The sequence below is a fragment of the Streptomyces asiaticus genome (genome assembly GCF_018138715.1).
Classification (GTDB): domain Bacteria; phylum Actinomycetota; class Actinomycetes; order Streptomycetales; family Streptomycetaceae; genus Streptomyces; species Streptomyces asiaticus.
This window is the reverse complement of the sequence record NZ_JAGSHX010000006.1, coordinates 7,712,612-7,731,692: the sequence shown is the minus strand read 5'-3', so window position 1 is coordinate 7,731,692 and position 19,081 is coordinate 7,712,612. Positions and strand designations below refer to the sequence as shown.

At 69.5% G+C, this 19,081-nt stretch carries 13 protein-coding genes and 3 pseudogenes; 2 read left to right on the top strand and 14 right to left on the bottom strand.

Annotated elements, in window-relative coordinates; translation table 11 throughout:
• Nucleotides 1-73: 73 nt before the first annotated feature.
• The 4 genes from KHP12_RS40805 to KHP12_RS40790 all read right to left on the bottom strand — a co-directional run bounded on the left by KHP12_RS40805 (nt 74) and on the right by KHP12_RS40790 (nt 3,177).
• Nucleotides 74-898: a sugar phosphate isomerase/epimerase family protein gene (locus KHP12_RS40805; RefSeq protein ID WP_167442581.1), complete on the bottom strand. Its 825-nt coding sequence runs from the start codon at nt 896-898 to the stop codon at nt 74-76.
• A complete protein-coding gene (locus tag KHP12_RS40800; RefSeq protein ID WP_086883021.1) occupies nt 895-1,863 on the bottom strand; it encodes a VOC family protein in 969 nt (322 codons plus the stop codon). The genes KHP12_RS40805 and KHP12_RS40800 overlap by 4 nt, the downstream gene beginning before the upstream one ends.
• A complete protein-coding gene (locus tag KHP12_RS40795) occupies nt 1,860-2,309 on the bottom strand; it encodes a carboxymuconolactone decarboxylase family protein (protein ID WP_050800077.1) in 450 nt (149 codons plus the stop codon). Before KHP12_RS40795 ends, KHP12_RS40800 begins: the two co-directional genes overlap by 4 nt.
• A 100-nt stretch (nt 2,310-2,409) precedes the next feature.
• Nucleotides 2,410-3,177 (bottom strand): IclR family transcriptional regulator, encoded by a 768-nt coding sequence (locus tag KHP12_RS40790; protein ID WP_086883022.1) that lies wholly within the window; start codon nt 3,175-3,177, stop codon nt 2,410-2,412.
• Nucleotides 3,178-3,393: 216 nt separating this feature from the next.
• On the opposite strand from KHP12_RS40790, the pseudogene KHP12_RS51760 reads away from it, so the two are divergent.
• Both KHP12_RS51760 and KHP12_RS51755 read left to right on the top strand, forming a co-directional pair.
• Nucleotides 3,394-3,539, top strand: a pseudogene (locus KHP12_RS51760) (phosphotyrosine protein phosphatase); the annotation flags it as partial.
• Nucleotides 3,540-3,711: 172 nt separating this feature from the next.
• Nucleotides 3,712-4,119, top strand: a pseudogene (locus tag KHP12_RS51755) (integrase); the annotation flags it as partial.
• A gap of 535 nt (nt 4,120-4,654) precedes the next feature.
• Here KHP12_RS51755 and KHP12_RS51745 read toward each other — a convergent pair.
• The 10 genes and pseudogenes from KHP12_RS51745 to KHP12_RS40735 all read right to left on the bottom strand — a co-directional run bounded on the left by KHP12_RS51745 (nt 4,655) and on the right by KHP12_RS40735 (nt 18,954).
• A complete protein-coding gene (locus KHP12_RS51745; protein WP_244202965.1) occupies nt 4,655-5,170 on the bottom strand; it encodes a carboxylesterase family protein in 516 nt (171 codons plus the stop codon).
• Entirely contained in the window at nt 5,139-5,321 is a 183-nt protein-coding gene (locus KHP12_RS53020; protein WP_244202969.1) for a carboxylesterase family protein, read from the bottom strand. The genes KHP12_RS51745 and KHP12_RS53020 overlap by 32 nt, the downstream gene beginning before the upstream one ends.
• A gap of 263 nt (nt 5,322-5,584) precedes the next feature.
• Nucleotides 5,585-8,044, bottom strand: coding sequence for a beta-glucosidase family protein (locus KHP12_RS40775; protein WP_211834300.1), 2,460 nt, complete (start codon nt 8,042-8,044; stop codon nt 5,585-5,587).
• Nucleotides 7,981-8,907, bottom strand: coding sequence for a hypothetical protein (locus KHP12_RS40770; protein WP_308016995.1), 927 nt, complete (start codon nt 8,905-8,907; stop codon nt 7,981-7,983). The genes KHP12_RS40775 and KHP12_RS40770 overlap by 64 nt, the downstream gene beginning before the upstream one ends.
• A 1,076-nt stretch (nt 8,908-9,983) precedes the next feature.
• Nucleotides 9,984-11,294, bottom strand: a complete 1,311-nt coding sequence (locus KHP12_RS40765; RefSeq protein ID WP_211834979.1) for a ricin-type beta-trefoil lectin domain protein — start codon at nt 11,292-11,294, stop codon at nt 9,984-9,986.
• A gap of 57 nt (nt 11,295-11,351) precedes the next feature.
• A complete protein-coding gene (locus KHP12_RS40755) occupies nt 11,352-12,941 on the bottom strand; it encodes an RICIN domain-containing protein (protein WP_086883024.1) in 1,590 nt (529 codons plus the stop codon).
• Nucleotides 12,942-13,087: 146 nt separating this feature from the next.
• Entirely contained in the window at nt 13,088-14,620 is a 1,533-nt protein-coding gene (locus KHP12_RS40750; RefSeq protein WP_211834299.1) for an arabinofuranosidase catalytic domain-containing protein, read from the bottom strand.
• Between the two features lie 139 nt (nt 14,621-14,759).
• The gene (locus tag KHP12_RS40745) at nt 14,760-16,361 is read right to left on the bottom strand and encodes a glycoside hydrolase family 27 protein (protein ID WP_211834978.1); all 1,602 of its coding nucleotides are present in this window, start codon (nt 16,359-16,361) and stop codon (nt 14,760-14,762) included.
• 187 nt (nt 16,362-16,548) lie between these two features.
• A pseudogene (locus KHP12_RS40740) lies at nt 16,549-17,325 on the bottom strand (SGNH/GDSL hydrolase family protein); the annotation flags it as partial.
• 66 nt (nt 17,326-17,391) lie between these two features.
• Nucleotides 17,392-18,954 (bottom strand): RICIN domain-containing protein, encoded by a 1,563-nt coding sequence (locus KHP12_RS40735; protein WP_211834298.1) that lies wholly within the window; start codon nt 18,952-18,954, stop codon nt 17,392-17,394.
• Nucleotides 18,955-19,081 lie beyond the last annotated feature (127 nt).

Sequence of the window (19,081 nt, the reverse complement as noted above, 5' to 3'; positions counted from 1 at the left end):
GACACTTCCTTGTGTCAGGTTCGAGCTGGAATGTGTGACAGATTCACGCCGGGGCGAGGCGGAGGTCCGCGGATCAGCCGTTGAGAACGGCGGTGGCGGAATCGAAGGCCTGCCGGGCGGCCTCGTCGACCGGCAGGGCGCGGAACCACGGATCGTTGACCTCGACTGACCAGGGGCCGGTGTAGCCGAGGTTGCGGAGCTCCGTGACCAGCGCGCGGACGGGGAGCTCACCCCTGCCCGGCAGTAACCGGGTCGAACGGGCCTTGTACAGCATGTCCGGGTCGTCCGGGCGGACCCGGGGACCGTCGTTGAGCTGGACGCCGGCGACTTCCCGGGCGTCGATGTCGTGGAGCACGGCGGCGTCGGCACCGGTGGCGAACCAGTGCCAGATGTCGATCATCACCCCCGCGTTCGGCGCCCCGCTGCGCCGGACCACGTCGAGCGCGGTGGGATAGTCGCACAGGGCGCCCCAGGCGAATGCCTCCACCGCCAGAGTGACGTCCAGGGGGGCCAACCGGGCAGCCAGCTCGGCGAGGCGGTCGGCCGCGCGTCCGGGATCGGCCGGTCCGGCGGCGAACTCGCCGGAGGTGACCCGGAGCGGCCCCCAGGCGCGCGCAGCCTCAGCGAGCGTGACCTCGGCGTCCGACGGCGCCGCAACCGACTCGGCGAGCGCCCACCCACCAAGGAACTCGGCCTCGGTGACGGCGAGCCCGGTATCGGCGGCCACGGTGCGCACGGCACCAACCCCGCCGTGCGCCGCGAGGTCGGCGAACTGCACCCCGATCCCGGTGAATCCCGCCCTCGCGGCAGCGGCGGCCCGCGCGGCGAAAGGAGTGCGCGCGGGATCGGTGAACCCGGCCCCGTGCAGCGTCACGTAGCTCGCGGTCAGCCCGGTCACGCGGACGCCCCTCCGAACGGCGGGGTCGCGTGGGTGTGGAACGACTCCGGCACGCCCAGGCCCCACGCGGTGCCGCGGCCTTTCGACTCGGTGTCCCACGTGACGGTCTCGAAGTCCGGCGCGAAGATGTGGATCCCGCCGGTGAACACCTCGACGCGGTTGCCGCCGGGCTCGTACACGTAGAGGAAGAAACCTTGAGTGCGCGAGTGCTTGGCGGGACCGAACTCGATGAACACGTCGTTCTCGAGGAAGACGTCGGCGGCGCGGATCACATCCGAGGTCTCGGGCACGGCGTAGGCCAGGTGGTGCAGCCGTCCGGTGGTGGGGGCGGGTTCTTTCGTGAGCGCGAGGTCGTGGGCCTTCGTCATGACCGACAGCCAAGCGCCGACCTCGTCGCCCCCGGCGGGGACGAGCCGCTCACGCAGCTTGAACCCGAGGACCTCCTGCTGGAAGCGGCTCGCCTCGGCGACGTCCGGCACCAGCAGGTTGATGTGGTCGATGCGCGCAGCAGCGGCGCCCTTGGGGGCGAAGCGCTGCGGCTGGTTCGGAAGGGCCGGCGCCTCGCCGGGCGGCGGCACGTACTTCTCGGTCTCGAAGTACACCTCCTGGATATGCCCGCCGACGCCGGTGTAGCGGTAGGCCTTGCCGTGGCCGAAGTCGCCGTCATGCCAGGCGCCCTCGACGTCGTGCTTCTCCAGCGCGGCGACGCGTCGCTCGAGGGCCTGCGGGCTGGTCGCCCGCCACGCCACGTGGCCCAGGCCGGCCTCGGGGGCGCCCGTCAGGGTGAGTGAGGTCAGGATGTCGTCGTTCCAGGCACGCAGGTGCGCCCGACCGGGGTCCTCGCCGACGAGGGTCAGCCCGTAGACCTCGGTGAAGAACGCGACGGACTCCTCGAGCCGGGGCGTGAGCAGCTCGGCGTGGCCGAGCTGGGCGATGTCGTACATCGGCTCCGGGTGGCTGCTCATCGCACCGTGCCTTCCTCAGCGATGGCCTTGGCTTCCAGCTCGGCGACGCCCTCCAGGATGGACGGCGCGTGATTGGCGATCGAGACCCCACCGAAGAGGTAGGCGAGGTTGATCGCAGCCTGCAGCTCTTCCCAGCTCGCCCCGGCCCGCCGGGCCGCATGTCCGTGGATCTTCGCCGCGTCCCGCAGCTGCACCGCCAGCACGGCGAACAGGATCAGCTGGACGGTCTTCTGATCCAGCACATCGGTGTAGGTGACGAGGTTGCGGACCTTCTCCTGCGCGAGCAGCAGCTCTGGGTTCGTCCGGCCCAGGCTGTCGAAACGAGCCTGGATACGCGGTGGCACGAAGCCCGCCATCTCGCGGTACGTCTGCAGGTAATGGTCGATCTCGTGCTGCTGCTCCGTGGTGGGGACCGCGCCCTCGGCGTCCGGTGTACTGCCAGTCATGGGTGACCTTCCCGTTTCGGTGGCAAAGGTCACAGTCGCGGCTGCGGCAGGTGCGGCGAAAGCCCGCGTTCCCGCTGAACGGGAGTGCAGAGCGGAAAAGTCAGGGATGGGAGCGAATCTGCTGGTCACGTAGCGAGCGGGAAATAGAGATGGCGGCGGTGCGTACGGCGGGCGCCAGCCGTTCCGGACGTCCACCAGTGGTGTGCAGGACGACATCGAGTGCCGCGACTACCGCTCCCGAGGCGTCTCGAATGGGCGCGGCGACCGACAGTGACCCCAGCGTGAGCTCCTCGTAGGCGAAGGCGACGCCCGTCCCGCGTACGTCGTCGAGGACCCGGACGAGCCGGCCGGGTTCGACGATGGTGTGCCGGGTGAAGCGGGCCAGTGGCCCCGCCAGCACATTGGCCTGCACCTCTTTGGGCGCATGAGCCAGCAGCACCTTGCCGACCCCGGTGGCATGCAGCGGCAGGCGCCCGCCGCGGCGCGACTTCACCAGCAGCGCACCGGCCCCGGAGATCTTCTCTATGTAAAGCGCCTGACTGTCCTGACAGACGGCGAGATGAACGTTCTCCTTGGTCCCCTCGAACAGGTCCTGCATGACCGAGAGGGCGACGTCGCGCAGCGACTCGCCGCGAGGGGCGAGCGATCCGAGCTCCCACATGCGTAGCCCGACCCGGTAGCCGGCACCGTCACAGCGCTCCAGTCCGCCCCACGCGACGAGCTCGGTGGCCAGCCGGTGCGCCGTCGACAAGGGCAGCCCGGTGCGGGCGCTGAGCTCGTTGAGAGTGAGCTCAGGGGAGTCAGGGCCGAAGGCGTCGAAAAGCGCGACGACCTTGCTCGTTACTGAGCGCCCTGGAATCTCGGCCATGGTTCCTCCGTTCACCGCTTGAACCCGGGCATCTCCAGAGACGCCGTTCACTGGACAGACCCGCGTCACCCGCAGCTCTCGCCGTAGGTGGGTGTTCCAGCTGCGAGCAGCCGGCGGGTCCATTGGAATGCTGCGGTGAGGCTGGTGTCCAGAGTCTTACTCAAGACTGGGATGGGCAGGGATGCGGCCGGCGCAGGCATCACGAATTCCCGCAGCGGTACGCGGGGCCCGGTCTTCCCCGGCAAGAAGTGCCTCGACTGGCCCTCGAAGAGCCGACGGGCAAGGGCGTCGAGGCCGTCCGCCCCATCCGCGACGAGATCCACAAGCACATCGAATCCCTGATCGCCGAGATCGACGCGAAGGCCGGAGGGCTGAGCGCCATGCCCGGCAGCAACGACGCACGCGAGGCCAAGGCTGCGCATGCCGAGAATGTCATCCGCCCTGGCAGGAGGCCTGCACCCGGACTGGCGGTCTGTCGCTCGAGTCGGCGCTCTCGCGTAGCGGGGGCTCGAACGCCAACTCGGCGGTGACCGAGTGCGGTTCGCTCCGGGCAATCGGGGCGTTCCTGGCGGCGCTGCTGCACCGGCTGCCGTTGCCGGTTCTGCGGCAGGTGCGGTTGCTCGTGCGTCCTGACACGGTGCTGCGCTGACATCGTGACCTTGCCAGGCGCCTTCATCTCGAGCTGCTCGTGCTGGGAGTGAAGGCGGCCGCGTCGACCGTCTGGAAGAGCCTGAAGGATGGCGGCGTCGATCCGGCGACCGACGGGAGCTCCAGCACGTGGGCCGACTTCCTGCGCTCCCAAGCCGACACCCTCCTGGCCTGGACTGACTTGAGACGGTCCCCCTGTCCGGCACGCGGATGTACGTCCTCACGGTGATCGAACACAGCAGCCGTCGCATCCGGATCGTGGGCGCCACCGCACACCCGACCACATCCTGGGTAACGCTCAGCCCGCTCTCGACCGAGCCATCTCGCGCCAATGCCCCATTCCTCCCACGGCCGTACCCCTCTTGACCAGTGCTTCCGGACCAGTCACGGACCAAACGCCCGGTTCAGCCCTCGGGTCACGGCGGTTCTCTCACCACGAGCAAACCGTTCGCCTGCCTCGTACGGGATCCGACGTCGACACGAGACAGTGGGGGTGAGCAGAGTCGGGGACTGGCGCGGTGGCTGATGCTCCGATTCCAGTCCCCGGCCTCCTCAGGAGTGCTGCGTGCCCGGGATCGTGCCAGACCGTCTGCCGGGCGACGATCGGCCGGCCGGTCTTCGTGAAGGCGCCCCAGTACCGCGTCATCTCGCGGGCGAGTCGGCGCTCGTCGGCGTTGAACAGCGGGGCGATGGGTGTGCCGTTGTTGAAGCTGGGCCAGATGTAGGCGAGTTCCGCGGCGTGGCCGGCCCCCAGACGTAGCCGGGGATCTGCGTCAGGCCGGGGCCGGTCCGGTGGTCGAACTCGTACGCATAGGTGGGGGTGTACCGCTCAAGGGTACGGGCGAGCGAACGGAGCCCGCACCCGCCGATCCCCGCGACGCTCCCCGGCGAGGTAGGCCTCCTTGCCCGCGCCTATGTAGCCCGCGGCGAAGGTGCGGCCCTCGTCACGGTTGGCACCGACGACCACGGGCACGCGGGTGAACCCCCCGCTGTCCAGCGCCTCGCGTAGTCCGGTCGGGAACGTCGGAGTTCCGTCCACGAAGCCGGCCGAGAAGGTCCGGCTCGCGTCGAGGAGCGTACCCGCCGAAGCCGACCGCAGACAGTCGAGGACGGCCGCCTGAGCCGTGCCGTCGCAGCCCGCCTGCCGGGCGAACGCCGTCCCGGCGGCCTCCGCCCGGGCCTGCGGCCCGCTGCGACAGGGGCCGCTCTGGATCATGGCGCGGGCGAACAGCCCGCGCGAGCCGGGCGACACGAGATGACCGCAGACGGACCAGCCGCCCGCGGACTCGCCGTCGATGGTGACCTCACCGGGGTTACCGCCGAAGGCGGCTATGTTGCGCTGCACCCAGCGCAGCGCGGCCGAAGTCGGCCGCCTCCCGGACGCCGGTCCACCGCGCCGCGGGCCGCGGCGGCTTCCAACGCAGGGAGCCGGTGGGCCCCGCCGCGTAGGGGATGCCGAGGAACCTCTCGACGCCCTTCGAGGTGGCGCCGCGCACGGCGCCCTCGTCGGTGGCCACCGCGGTCGGCGCCGTCGCGGACGCCGTCGTCGGGCAGCAGCCCGACGACGGCGAGGGACATGACCAACGCGCCGCCCAGGGCAGTACGGATTCTGCTGGCAGTCATGGATGGGGACCTCTCTGGCCGGGTGCCGACCGCACGGTGCGGCCGGCACCCTTGGTGGTGGAGGGAAGGAGCCGGGCCGGGGCCGGCCCGGCATCAGACGCCGCTCGTCACCCGGCCGATGTCGCGAGCCGGGCGGTCAGCGGGTGACCTCGACGCCGCCGTGCAGGGGGAGCGTCCGCGACGAGGAGCCGACCCACACCTCCCGGTGCCCGGTGCCGAGCTTCCAGGCGTGGGAGGAAGCGTTCCAGTACTTCAGCTGCTGTGCGTCGACCTGGATGCGTACGGTCTTCGACTGACCGGCGCGCAGATGCACCTTCTGGTAGCCGCCGAGCGAGCGCACCGCCTGGGGCGCGGTGGTCTCCGGGCTCGCACCGACGTAGACCTGGGCGACCTCGTCACCGTCGCGGGTGCCGGTGTTCTTCAGCGTGAACGAGACGGTCAACGTGCCGTGACTCTGCCGAACCGCGAGGTCGCGGTAGGCGAAGGAGGTGTACGACAGGCCGTAGCCGAAGGGAAACAGCGGGGCGGCCTTCTCCTTGTCGTACCAGCGGTAGCCCACGTGGATGCCCTCGGAGTAGTTCTCCTGGTTGTCCACTCCCGGGTACCTGAGCGGGTCGCCGGCGACCGGTGTGGCGGACTCGCTCGCGGGGAACGTCTGGGTGGTCTTGCCCGACGGGTTCACGTCGCCGTAGAGCAGGCGGGCGGTGGCCTCGGCCCCGTTTTCCCCGGGGTAGTACGTGTCGAGCACCGCCTTGACCTTGGACAGCCACGGCATGGTGATCGACGATCCCGTGTTGAGGACGACGATCGTGTTCGGGTTGGCGTCGGCGACGGCGGAGATGAGCCCGTCCTGGTCGACCGGCAGGGAGAGGTTCTTCCGGTCGGCGCCCTCGGTACCGTCGTCGTGGGCGAAGACGATGGGCGTCTTCACCTGGCGGGCCAGGGCCACGGCCTGCTCCCGGGCGGCCTGCGCGGCCTGCGGGGTGACCCAGTTCAGCCGGATCTTGGCCGGTGCGCCCTGGATGACTTGGGCGTTGGCCGCGAAACGGTGCGTTCCCGCCGTGAGGTGCACCGTGGCGCTGCTGGAGCCCAGGAAGCCGGTGATGACGCTCTTGCCATCGATCTTCAGCGCGCCGTACGCGGCGGGAAGGTCGTAGACGAAGGAGTAGTCGCCGTCGGCCGGCACCGTGAGGGTGCCGCTGTAGTCGAAGGGGGCGGCCGGGGTGACGGTGATCGTGCCGTCCGAGCCGACCGGCAGGGCGGGGCTGAGGGCCGTCGCGGGAATGGGGGCGCCGGTGTTGTCGACGCCGGCCGCGTAGCGCACCGTGGCATTCCGGCCGGCCCGCTGCGTGATGGTGGCCAGCGGCGAGGCAGCGGAGTCCGGTACGACGTTGGAGCTGCCGCCGCCGGTGACCTTCGGTGTCTTCGCGGTCGGGCCGATGAGTCCGATGTCGGTGTCCTCGCCGGTCAGCGGAAGCGCCTTGCCGGTGTTCTTCAGCAGGACCGAGCCGGACTCGGCCACCTTCTGCGCGACCTTGGCGCCGCCCTGCGGGTCGCGTGCGGGCCGCCGGCCCGCGGTCCCGTCGAGGAGACCGAATGTGTTCATCTGACCCAGGATGCGGGCGACCGAGTCGTTGAGCTCCGAGACCGGAATGGTGCCGTTCGTTATCGCAGTCTTCAGTTTGTCGCCCAGAAAGACGCCGCTCGGCATCTCCTGGTCGAGGCCGTTCACGATGTCGGTCGTCGCGTGGGCCGCGCTCCAGTCCGACATGACCCAGCCCTGGAAGCCCCACTGCTCCTTGAGGATCGAGTTGAGCAGTTCGTCGCTGCCGCAGCCGTGACTGCCGTTCACCGAGTTGTATGAGCACATCACCGCACCGGCGCCGGCCTTGACGGCGGCCTCGAAGGCGGGCAGCTCGATCTGCCGCAGGGTCTGCTCGTCGACGTTGACGTTCACCCCCATGCGGTTGTCCTCCTGGTTGTTCTCCGCGTAGTGCTTGACGGTGGCGATCAGGCCCTGGCTCTGAACGCCACCGATCTCGCCGGACACCATGCGGGAGCTGAGCAGCGGGTCCTCGCTGAAGGTCTCGAAGTTCCGCCCCGCGTACGGCACGCGGATGATGTTCGTCATCGGTGAGAGCAGGACGTCCTGGCCGAGCGCACGACCGTCGCGTCCGATGACCTGGCCGAACGTACGGGCCAGTCGGTCGTCGAAGGACGAGGCGAGCGCGACCGGCGCCGGCATCGCGGTGGCGTGCGCGTTGACCCGGACGCCCGCCGGACCGTCGGTGAGCCGCAGTTCGGGGATGCCCAGGCGGGGAACCCCGGGGATGTATCCGGCCTGGCCGAGGGCACGGGGATCGGTGCCTCCATGGACGAAGGACAACTTCTCGTCCAGCGACATCCGGGCGATGAGGGCAGCGACGCGGGGAGACACGCTGACGGTGCCCCGAGCGTCACCCGCGCCCACGCCCGAGGCGCCAGGGGCCACGGCCGTGCCCGCGGCAAGGAGCATCGCGCTCGCTCCCGCGATCAGGGCCGTGCGGCGCAACCGGCCTCTGCTGCGACGTCGTACCGATGTCCGATTGAACTCCATGCGGACTCCTCACCAACGAAAGTATTCGACGATTTGAGTCTGAACAATTCATGTCTCTGATGGACGGAATTGAGATGGCGAATCGGGCTTCCGGGAGATACATCGAGAGCAGGCGGCGAACTCTCACTACGCGGGAGGAAAAAGAAACGACCGGAATTCCTGCCTGATAGGGGATTGCCGGGGGCTGAGACTGCGCCGACGCTGCCGGAGTTGCCGGGGCCGTGGGTGACCGCCGCGTGCGGCCGGCTACCACTCTCCGCGGCTGACCGGTGCACCGGCGGCCTCGAGCGCGTTGCGTGATCCTCTCCATGGCGGCCGCGTCGCCCCAGCCGGCCGTGGGCATGGCAGCCGCGAACACCTCGGGTCGCTTCGCCCTTGGCGAACGTGACCGCGATCCGGTTGGAAGTGGGCTGGGTCATGTTGTTGTCCGCGACTTCGCCACCGCCGTACAGGGTGACGACAAGCGGGTACCGCGTGCGCGTCTGAGGATTGCGTACGAATCCCTCGGGCCGGTACAGCCGGAAGTCCGGTTCCAAACCCGCGGAGTCGGTGAAGGAACCGGCGGCGAATTCGTCGACCACGGGAGCGATGATCTCGTTGTTCCGGCTCGCGAACGGACCAGCCTCGGTGGGCGGGGTCACCCCGCCGCGTAAGTCGATGCGATGCGAGTACTGGATGGCGACGGCTGTCACCAGCCAATTGTTCCTCGGCGTCACCCGCGTGACGAGGTCCGTTCGCGAGACCGGATGGGGTCCGGAGGCCGCCCGCCGTCCTTCGGATGTCGCTGCCGTGGTGTCGGCGGCCGAGGCGTTCGCCGTGCTCACGGCCGGCGCCGTGACCGCACCTGCCGTGACGGTGAGCACCGTGCTTCTGGTGATCCCTCTCATGGGTCCTCGTCTCAGTCGGTGGGGCACCCGGACCAAGTGCCTCTGTGTGGCCCCGGCGCCCGACTCCGGACTCCCGGAAGCAGGCGGCACGTTGTGGGCCCGAACGGCACGTGCGGTGTCCGCGGCCGACGGAGGCTCCGCTCGGGCCCGGGACGCCGGTCACAAGGAGAAAGCACCGGCCACCAGTGCACCGACGGTCATGACGAGGGTGGTGGCTGAGCCCAGGGCTGCCAGCATGGCGGCGCTCGCTTTCTCGGGGACGGCCCTCGGCGGCGGTGGGCGGGGCTGGTTGGGACAGACCGAGGTGTTACGCGAGAGTGTCGAAGCACCAACGGATCCGTGTCCAGCATCAAACCGAGATCTGTTCATGCGATAAGCGCACCAATTCACACAGGTGCGCCCTGTACTCGTGGGCCGTGGACCACCTTGCGTCAACTGGCGGCGTTACACGGCCGTCGCCCGGGCCGCGACCTCGACCGCGGCAAGCAGCCGGGCGACCTGAGCGGGGTTCGGGACGCAGCACGCCGGGAGCCGAGTACACAGCCCCCGGTTCGACGAAGGCTGGCGTAATGGTGGCCAGAGCATCTGCCGGAGTGCAGGCGACTTCCGGGGATCGTGGGAGCCCCGACGGCCTCTCCGCCACCGATACAGCCACCGCCACCGCTCCCGAGCACACCTGAGCGGCAAGGGCCGCGGCGGCCCCCGGCGCAGGCCCTGTCCGCCTCACTGCGCCGCAAGCCGGTGTTCTTCCAGTCTCTACGGGCAGAGCCGCCCCCCGGCTTCATCGAAGTGATGAGCGACGGCCGCGCCGAACAGCAGACCCTGAACGACACGACGCCACACCGGCGCATTCGTCCACTTTCATGATCCGGGCCCGTAGCACGTGTACCACCAGCAGACGAAGGACCTGCTGGTGAGCTACTCGCCGAAGAAGCTGGGCCTCTTCCGGAGGGGCCACGTGGGTTGCCTGGAGGGAGTTCAGTCCCCTCCAAGCAACCTCAGGCTCGAGGGCGGCGCCAGGCCCGCACGATGCCCCTGCCCGGCCCGGCGTGTCAGTTCTCCAGGTGCCAGCGCTGGTTCGTACCGCCCGTGCAACTCCACAGCTGTACTTTCGTCCCGTTGGCGGTCCCCTGGCCGTTGGCGTCCAGGCAGAGCCCCGACTGCACCGCTGTGATCGTGCCGTCGAAATTGATGTTCCACTGCTGATCTGCCTGCCCGCTACAGTCCCAGATCGTCGCCGGGGTGCCGTTGCCCGTCTGGCCGGAGCTGCCCAGGCACTTGTTGCCGTAGACCACCAGCTGCTTCCCGTCGGTGTGGGTCCACCGTTGGTTGGAGCCGCCGTTGCAGTCCCACAGTTGTGCCTGCGTGCCGTTGGCCGTGGTGGAGTTGTTGATGTCGAGGCAGCGCCCCGACTGCTGGCCGACGATCTCCTGGTCGCCGGAGGGCGCCGGCGGATTCGAGCCGAACTGTGTGAAGAACTGCCATACCGCTGCCGACGTCCAGGTGCGCCAGCCGCCACCGGTGGAACCGTCTATGGGACCGGGGTCGTGGCCCGCTCCGTCGAACGCGGCCCAGACGACGGGATATCCGGACCTGCATCCGGAGTAGGTGGTGATGATGTGGGTCAGGCTTCCGTAGGACGGCTCGGGCGGGTTCTGCGGGGTACAGCCGTTCGTCCGGACGAAGGTGTCGCGCAGTTGCCGTCCCGACGCGATGGGCAGCACGTTGTCCCTGAGGCCGTGCAGACCCATGTAGGCGATGGGCTGGTTGCCCCCGTTGCACCCGCTGAGGTTCGCGCCGGAGTAGACCGCGACCGCGCGGAAGACCGTCGCCCGCGAGCAGGCCAGGGCGTACGACATCGCAGCGCCATAGCTGAATCCGGCGGAGAACACCTGGGTGGTGTCGACGCACAGACCTGCTTCGATCTGGCTGACCATGGCGTCGACGAAGTCCACGTCCTGGCCGCCGGGGTTGGCCCAGCCGTTGCCATTGCCCTGGGGCGCGACGAAGATCGTGCTGTTGTTCGCGTCCGCCAGGCGCCGCAGACCGTAGTAGGACCAGTTGTACCCGTCGCTTCCGCCCGAGTCGACGTCGCCCGCCGTGCCGCCCCGCCAGTGGAAACCGAAGATCAGTCGGTAGGGGTGGTTGCTGTCGTAGCCGGCAGGGATCCGCAGTATGTAACTGCGGGTCTGGCCGCCGACCTGCATCGTGTGCGTACCACTCGTCAGCTCTGGGGCCTTGCCGCACCCGGCGGTCGCCCGGACGGCGCCGGTGGTCGTGGCCGACGCGGGCGCGCCGAGGCCGCTGCTGAACGAGGTGCCCGGGGCTGCCAGGACGAGAAGTACGGCAGCCGCGATGGACATGAAGAGGCGTTTGGGTTTCATGTACTCCTTCTTCCGGAAGCTTGCCGCTGTGGCCGCTCAGGCCCCGGTGATGGTCCATTCGTTGTTGGTGCTGGAGTTCGGTGTCCACATCACCGTGGTCGAGCCGACCGTGGTACTGCCGCTGCCGTCGAGGGCGGTGCCGGTGCCCCGATTGACGATCTGGTAGCGGTTGCCGCCGAGGCTGCCCAGCTGCCACTGCTGGTTGTCCCCTCCGTTCCATGCCTCCTGCCGGGCAGGAGCGCCGTTGTCGGAATCGCCCCAACTGTCGGCGGCCATGCCGTTGGTGCGGTTCATGATGCGGTAGTAGCCGTTGCCGAGGTCGAGGTCTATGGAGGAGCCGGCGGTGTTGTCGAGCAGTGTGGCGCCTGTCAGGCTGCTGAGGTTGATCTGGTTCGAGTTCAGCGTCGCGATGGTCATGGTGCCGCCCTGCCAGCCCAGCGCGGTGGCGTAGAGGCCCTTGTTGTCCCGGCTGCGGGTGAACCGGACGTCCTGTGGTTTGCCGGCCACCGGTCCGCTGAACGAGCCTCCGCCCATCTTGGTGGGGCCCTCGCCATAACTGGCCCAGGGGCGGGTGGCGTAGACCGCGCCACCGCCGGAAGAGGCCGGTGTCAGGTAGACGGAGAACGCGTCATGCTCGCCCTGGAACGTGAACGGCACGGTGATCGAGCCGCCCGAGGTGCCCATATTCTGGTCGTATACGGTCTGTGGCGCACTGAGCGGCGCCTGGTCGGGGATGCGGTGCACGGTGCCGGTCATGTCGGCGTAGTCCCGAAGTGCCCACCAGTTGCCGGTCGGCTGCCAGCTGCCCCCGCTCTGGGTCAGGACTCCGGTCAGGTTCGGGGTGACGCAGCACACCCAGTTGCCGCGCATCGCGTTGGTGTACCCGGACTGCGCGAACCGCGCCAGGTACCAGGCGGTCACCCCGGCGGTCCGCCACTCAGCCGGGTTGCGCTCCGGGGTGAACGCGAAGGACGGCCCTACGATCTGCGCCCCGGGGGCGGTGCGCCGGATCTCCCGGTAGGCGGTGTCCCACATCTGGAAGTACTGGGCGCTGTTGACCCCCCGCGTCCAGAACGCGGAGATGTCCGGCTCGTTCCAGATGTCGTAGGAGAACGTGAGCCCCGAAGCCCGCAGCGCTCCCACCGTGGAGTCGATGAAGCCAACCCAGTTGGAGCAGTCGCCGTTGTCGCACGGGTACCTCGTGTTCGACGGCTGGCCGCCGTTCGCGCCGTAGATGTCGCTCACCAGCACCTGGTACTGCGCGTGGTAGGGCGGCCGGGTGAGCCGTTTCGCCTGCGCGACGATCGAGTCGACGTCGGCCCGGGTGGCCGAGCCGTACTGGTAGCCGTCCCTGATCCAGCCGCCGGAGAACCATCCGCCGCCGCGGAAGGCGTTGATCCCCAGCGGCTGGAGGAACTGGTCCGCCGGCCGGCTGCCGTCTTCGCTGAAGCCGTAGAGGAACCCCTCCCCCACGCCGGTCGACGGTCCCCGCGTCGATGCCAGATTCACGCTCAGCGACTCGCCCGCGGCGGCCCGGCTCGCGGTCGTCGACAGCAATGACAGCACGAACGCCAGGACGATGCCGACCGTCAGTGCCAGACGACCGGGCCTCGCTCTCGTCCTCATCCGATCCTCCTCCCGGTTCGGCACCGCTGGGCTGCGGCGCGCGTCATGGACGGGTCCCGCTCCCCTGCTCGGGCGGTGCGGCGCGGTGGCCCGCCGGGGCGGCGGTCGGATGCCGCCCCGGTGTCGAGCGCGGCTCTCTCACAAGGTCAGCTCAGTGACCATTGCTGGTTGGATCCCCCATTGCAGGTCCACAGTTCGACGGGGGTGCCGTTCGCGGTGGCGGCGCCGGTCACGTCCAGGCACAGGCCGGACTGGGCGTTGGTGACGGTGCCGTCCGCGTTGAGGTTCCACTGCTGGTTGGTCTGGCCGTTGCAGGCCCAGGTGATGACCTTGGTGCCGGGGCCGGTCCCCCGGCCGGAGGCATCCAGGCACAGCCGGCTGCCGCCGGAGTACACGGTGAGCTCCTGGGAGGCCGTCTTCGACCAGGTCTGGTTCGCCGCGCCGGCGCAGTCGCGGATCTGGGTCTGCGTACCCGGCGTCGTGGACGCGCCCGGCACCTCCAGGCACCTGTCCGCACCCACCGCGCGCAGCGCACCCGTCGTGTTGCCACCGCCGCCGCCCACCCCGTAGCCGGCGGCGGTGATGGCGGCCTGCACGGCGTTCTCGGTGGCGTCGGAGGGGTAGCCCGCCGTCATCGCGCCTTCGAAGAACTCGCCGGTACCCGAGACACTGTTGTCGCCCCCGGTGCCGAGCAGGACCGAACTGTCGAGCTTCATCGGTGAGTAACCGCCCGGCAGGGGACCGGAGAAGGTGGTGGTCAGGCCGCCGCTACTGCCGTTGCCGTATTTGAGGGTGAAGTTGCTGGTGCCGTTGTTCTTCAGCCACGCGCTGACAAACGGGTAGTGCACACCGGTGTTGTTGGGGTCTTTGTTGGAGCCGGTGTTGGTGTGGTACATGCCGTTCTCCAGATCGGCTTCGACCCACGGGCCGTTGCCGGTGCACCCGTTGAACCAGCAGGCGTTGCCCCAGTAGATGGCGTTCATGGTGGCGTTGCCGGTGTCGGTGTGGGAGTTCTCCCCGCTGCCGTAGTCGAAGCAGCACCACTGGTTGGTGTAGTTCGACGACGTCACCATGTAGATGCCTTCGGGCTGGGAACCGGTGGCCACACCCTTCGCGTGGTCGATCCGGTAGCCGACACCTTGCTTGACCTTGACGCCGAAGACCTGGTGGCCGGCCGCGGTCACCGGCAGGGCCATGGCGTCCGCCCCGACGTCGGATCCGCCCGGGCCAGGGCCCTTCCAGAAGCCGCCCCAGGAGATGGGCAGGTCGTTGTGCTCGGTGGTCTGGTCGTAGATCTTGGTGATCGTGCACGACGTGCCCGAGCAGAACGAGACCTGTGAAGCCGCGTCGGCGTATCCGCCCGCGCCGAGCACCGCGATGTCGCGGTAGCTGTGATCGGAGGACCGCTGGATCTGGTACAGCGGCCCGTTGTACGACGCGAAGAGGGCCCTGGTGGTGGAGTGCGCCGTCACACACGGCGTACCGCCCGCGGCGTAGATGTCACACGGAAGCGACGCGTCCGCCGCGCGGTGGGCCGCCGGGTGGATGGTGGCGGTGGTCCGGGGGTGCGATGATGTGGCGAACGCTGGCGCGCCGAACGCGGCCAGGGCCATCGCCAGGGCGACAAGGAGTACGGCTTTCCCTCTCCTTCGCCGGGGATGGGCGGCTGGTTCGATCATGGCGACCTCCTCTGTGGCGGTGCCGCCCCACGGCGGCGCCGAAGCTGCCAGTGGTCGGTGCGGAGGCCCCGGCTGTCCGTGGCGGGCAGGCCCCGCGGGAGGGCCCGGCCGGTGCTGGGCCGAGGCGCCGGAGGGGGACTCATCCCAGCGTCCAGCGCTGGCTGCTGCTGCCGTTGCAGGTCCACAGCTCGGCGAGGGTGCCGTCAGCCGTGGCCCCTCCGGCGACGTCCAGGCACAGACCGGACTGGACTCCGGTGATCGTGCCGTTCGAGTTCAGCGTCCACTGCTGGTTGGTCTGGCCGTTGCACGACCAGATCTCCACCTTCGTCCCGGGGCTGGTCCGGTTGTCGTAGGCGTCCAGGCACATCTGGCGGCTGCCGGAGTAGACGGTGAGCTGGTCGGAGGTGGAGTGCGTCCAGATCTGGTTGTCCCCGCCGTGGCAGCTCCAGATCTCCACCTGGGTGCCGGCGGTCGTGGTCGAGTCCGGTACGTCCAGGCACTTGCCGGCACCCACCGCGTGCAGCGCGCCGGTCACGCTGGTGCCGCCGCCGCTACTGGTGCCGCCCGCGACCCGGTACATCACCGTGCCGTGTGCCGGCACCGAGGCGCTGATCGAGCCGGAGGTGGTCGAGGACGCTCCCGACCACAGGTCGGTCAGCGCGTAGGCGGACGCGCCGGACTTCCCGATCGCGGCCGCGGTGGTGGTGATGGTCGCCGTCGAGCCCGTCTCGTTGAACAGCGCGACCGACACGTCCCCATTGGCCAGCGGCTTGGCCAGCACGTCCAGGCCGCCCGAGGAGGAGACCATGGTGCCCTGCTTGCCCAGGGGATCCTGGTCCACCGCGATCACCCGGGAGTTGGTCAGCGTGGACAGGGTGTCCGCACTGGCCGAGGGGATGTTGGTGCCCGCGATCAGCGGCGCGGCCATCTCCGCCCACAGGCTGAACTCGCTGCGGCTCTCGGTGGCCGTCAGTGAGCCGTTGCCGACCTCCAGCATGTCCGGATCGTTCCAGTGGCCGGGACCGGCGTAGGAGGCCAGCCCCACGTTGCTGTGGAAGATCGACAGCATGCTGGAGAAGCTGGCGTTGATGTCCCCGGTGGTGCGCCAGCTGTTGCCCACCCCCGCGCCCCAGGTCCACACGTTCTCCTGGCCCCAGTTGCACAGGCTGAACAGGATCGGCCGGCCGGTGGCCGCCAGGGCGTCACGCATCACGGTGTACCGGGTCCGCGCGGGCGCCCCTGTGTTGTTGCAGTTGTCGTACTTCAGATAGTCCACGCCCCAGGAAGCGAACGACTGCGCGTCCGTGGTCTCGTGCCCCAGGCTGCCCGGATACCCGGCGCAGGTCGCGGTGCCCGCGTCCTCGTAGATCCCCAGCTTCAGCCCCAGCGAGTGCACGTAGTCCGCGGTGCCCTTGATGCCGTCCGGGAACTTGGCCGGGTCCGGCACCAGGCGGCCGCCGGAGTCGCGGCTGTGGGTCATCCAGCAGTCGTCGATGTTGACGTACGAGTAGCCCGCCGCCTGCATGCCGTTGGTGTGCATCGCCTGCGCGGTGGACTTGATGAGCGACTCGGAGACATTGCAGCCGTACGCGTTCCAGTCGTTGAAACCCATCTGCGGGGTCAGCGCGAGCCCGTTGCCGAGTGCGGCGGCGGGTTGCGCCGTTCCGAGGGAGACGAGGGGAACGGCCGCGGTGAGCAGCACGACCGAGACGATGAGCGTCAATGTTCTGCGCAAGGACATCCGCGGGGACAGCGACAACCGTCGCCTGGCTCTCGCAGTGGACACGGGCATGATTCCTCACTCCTGGGCCGGGTTGCGGAAGGAGGCGCCCACTCCCGGGGCGCATCCGCCGGGCGGGGTGCCGGTGCGGCGGGTGACGTTCACGTACGCCGGTTCACTTGGCCAGGAGACCGGAAGTGCGGTCCGCCGCTGATGAATGCCGCACCTGGCCACGCACGGGACGGGGCGGTTTGATCCAGCCCGTCGCGTCCGCGGCCTGGACCCCCGCGTTGAAGGCGTCCGCCATCTTGCGGTAGCCGTTGTCGTTGGGGTGCAGGGCGTCGGACAGATCCGCGGCAGTCAGAGCGCTCATGTCCACCAGGCGTACGTGCTTGCCGGCGGCCTGCTCGGCCTGGACGATTCCGGGGAGCTTGGCGTTGAACGCGGGCCGGTGGGCCTCCTCGGTACCGCTGGTGGAGACGATCAGGGTGCCGACGAGGACGGTCGCGTCGGGCGCGTCCCTCGTGATCTGGTCGATGAGTGCACGGAGCCGGTCGGGGGCGGTCGGGACCTGATAGTTGCCGTTGAGATCGTTGGTGCCGATTTCCAGGGTGACGACGTTCGGCCGGTAGCGGGCCAGCACGGAGTCCGTGATTCCTGCTATCTGGTCGATCCGCCAGCCGGAGTGGCCTTCGTTGTCCGGGTCGGACATGGACCCGTTGCGTCCCGAGCCGACGAAGTCCACGGCGTGTCCCTCGGCCGCCAGACGGTTCCACAGGAAGCCCCGGTAACCATTCCCGGACGGGCTGCCGACGCCCCAGGTGATCGAGTTGCCCAACGGCATCAGCCGCAAGCCGGCGGGCGCGGCGGCCCGCGCGGCGGGGCGAGGCGCCTCGGTGGTGGTGACGGCGGTCGCGGGCAATGCGGCGCCCATGCCAAGCGCGGCCGTCAGTGCCGCGGCCAAGGGGAGCCAGTACTTCTTCATCAGCCTTCCTCACTGGTGCGGGACGGTGGATGTGGTGAACGAGCCGCCGGGCCGGGCGCGGACCGGTCAGCGGGGGGTGAAGTCCTGGTTGCTGCCGACGGTGTTCTTGCAGGGCCATTGGTCGAGCTGCCGGCCGAGGCTGCTGCCGCCGCCGTAGACGTCAAGGCACAGACCGCTGTTCTTGTTCTGGAAGGCGTACGAGTCGTCGGGCTGTCGTACCGGCAGCCACAGAGTGCCGGCCGTTCCGTCCGGAGCCTGCTGCACGATGTTGGGCGTACCGGCGGCCGTGGAGCCGCCCGACACCGCCACGACGTGTCCGGAGTGCTGCGCCCGCAGTTGCCCATAGCCGCCTGAGACCGGCACGAACTCGAACTGCTGCATCTGCGGGTTGCCGGGGTGGTGCGCGTCCGGCTGGATCCCGCCGCCCTGGATGCCACTGCCGGCGATGTCGGTGAACGTGTTATCGGTGATGGTGATGTCGCCCGCGCCGAGTCCGGTGCCGGAGGCCGCGGCGGCACCGTCGTTGCCCACGCCCAGTCCGGCCTGCCCGAGTTCGGAGAACGTGTTGCCGGAGAACGTGATGCCGGTGGCGGCGGAGACCTGTACGGCCGCGGGCATCTGCACCCAGTGGTCACGGGTGGCCTCGAACTGCGTACAGCCCGACTTGCAGGTGCTCAGCCAGTTGGCGGGCATCGCGTGCGCCCCGGTGATGTGCGCGCCGCTCTGCTGGTCCGCGTAGCCGTCGGATCCGCTCGGGCCGAGCCAGGAGGTTCCCGTGAACCGGATGCCGGCGCATCCCAGACCGGTCGCCGGTGAGCCGTAGCTGCCGCTGATGCCGAGCAGGCTCTTCAATCGGGGCAGTTCGACATCGAGGGTGTTGGGGTTCTGCCCCGGCTGGGCCCGGTAGTACAGATCGCCGGTGGACGAGTCGAGGTACCACTGTCCGGCCTGCTTGAGGAACGCGTAGTTGTTCTCCACATACATGGTCCCGCCGGCGAACGGCGCGTTGATGGTGTCGTAGCCCCACGAGTTGGGGCTCTTGTCCGAGAGACCGGCCAGGTAGTCGAGGGAGGGGTCGGTGACGGTCAGGCCGGTCTGGGTGAAGGTGAAGGCGGAGCGGGGCACCTGGATCGCCGCCCGCAGCGCCTCCTTGCCATTCACGTACAACTGGCGCGTGTTCACGCCGATGCCGATGTGGGCCGACCAGATATTGGTCGGCTGATCATGTACCTGCCAATTCACCACCGGGCGGGCACCGGTCACGACCGGCTGCTGCCCGGACGCGGCCCGGTAGGTGATGGCGTGGCCGTTCTGGCCGCCGTCGCCGGAGCCGAAGGTCAGCGGCTTGGACAACCGGTAGGTCCCCCCGGCCAGGTAGACCACGACGTCCGCATCGGCCGAGAGCTGGTGCGCGGGCCACTGCGCCTGGTCGATCGTCGCGAACGGCTGCCCGGCGGTGCCGTCCCCGCTGGGATCCGCACCCGGAGCCACGTACAGGGCGGCGGCCGGCGCGTGGCGCTCGGCCGGTACGGCGAACGTGGCCCCGGCCGTGGCCAGGCTCCCGGCCAGGAGGGCGAGCACGGCTACGGGGGCGGCCCAGAGGCCGCGGAGCGCTCTGGCTCCGGACATCGTCATCCTCCAGTGGTGGCGCGTGGCGACCGGTGGCGCCGGGGCGGTGTGGCGTTGTTCGCCGTCGAAGCCGCCTGCGTGACGCGCCCCCCCTGCCAGGTCCGGGCGAGGGGAATACGGCGATTCG

Bases quoted from the DNA above. Each gene is read 5' to 3' on its own strand.
- KHP12_RS40735 (WP_211834298.1), bottom strand. From the start codon at position 18,954: ATGTCCGGAGCCAGAGCGCTCCGCGGCCTCTGGGCCGCCCCCGTAGCC.
- KHP12_RS40765 (WP_211834979.1), bottom strand. From the start codon at position 11,294: ATGTCCATCGCGGCTGCCGTACTTCTCGTCCTGGCAGCCCCGGGCACC.
- KHP12_RS40750 (WP_211834299.1), bottom strand. From the start codon at position 14,620: ATGATCGAACCAGCCGCCCATCCCCGGCGAAGGAGAGGGAAAGCCGTA.
- KHP12_RS40800 (WP_086883021.1), bottom strand. From the start codon at position 1,863: ATGAGCAGCCACCCGGAGCCGATGTACGACATCGCCCAGCTCGGCCAC.
- KHP12_RS40755 (WP_086883024.1), bottom strand. From the start codon at position 12,941: ATGAGGACGAGAGCGAGGCCCGGTCGTCTGGCACTGACGGTCGGCATC.
- KHP12_RS40775 (WP_211834300.1), bottom strand. From the start codon at position 8,044: ATGGAGTTCAATCGGACATCGGTACGACGTCGCAGCAGAGGCCGGTTG.
- KHP12_RS40795 (WP_050800077.1), bottom strand. From the start codon at position 2,309: ATGACTGGCAGTACACCGGACGCCGAGGGCGCGGTCCCCACCACGGAG.
- KHP12_RS40745 (WP_211834978.1), bottom strand. From the start codon at position 16,361: ATGTCCTTGCGCAGAACATTGACGCTCATCGTCTCGGTCGTGCTGCTC.
- KHP12_RS40790 (WP_086883022.1), bottom strand. From the start codon at position 3,177: ATGGCCGAGATTCCAGGGCGCTCAGTAACGAGCAAGGTCGTCGCGCTT.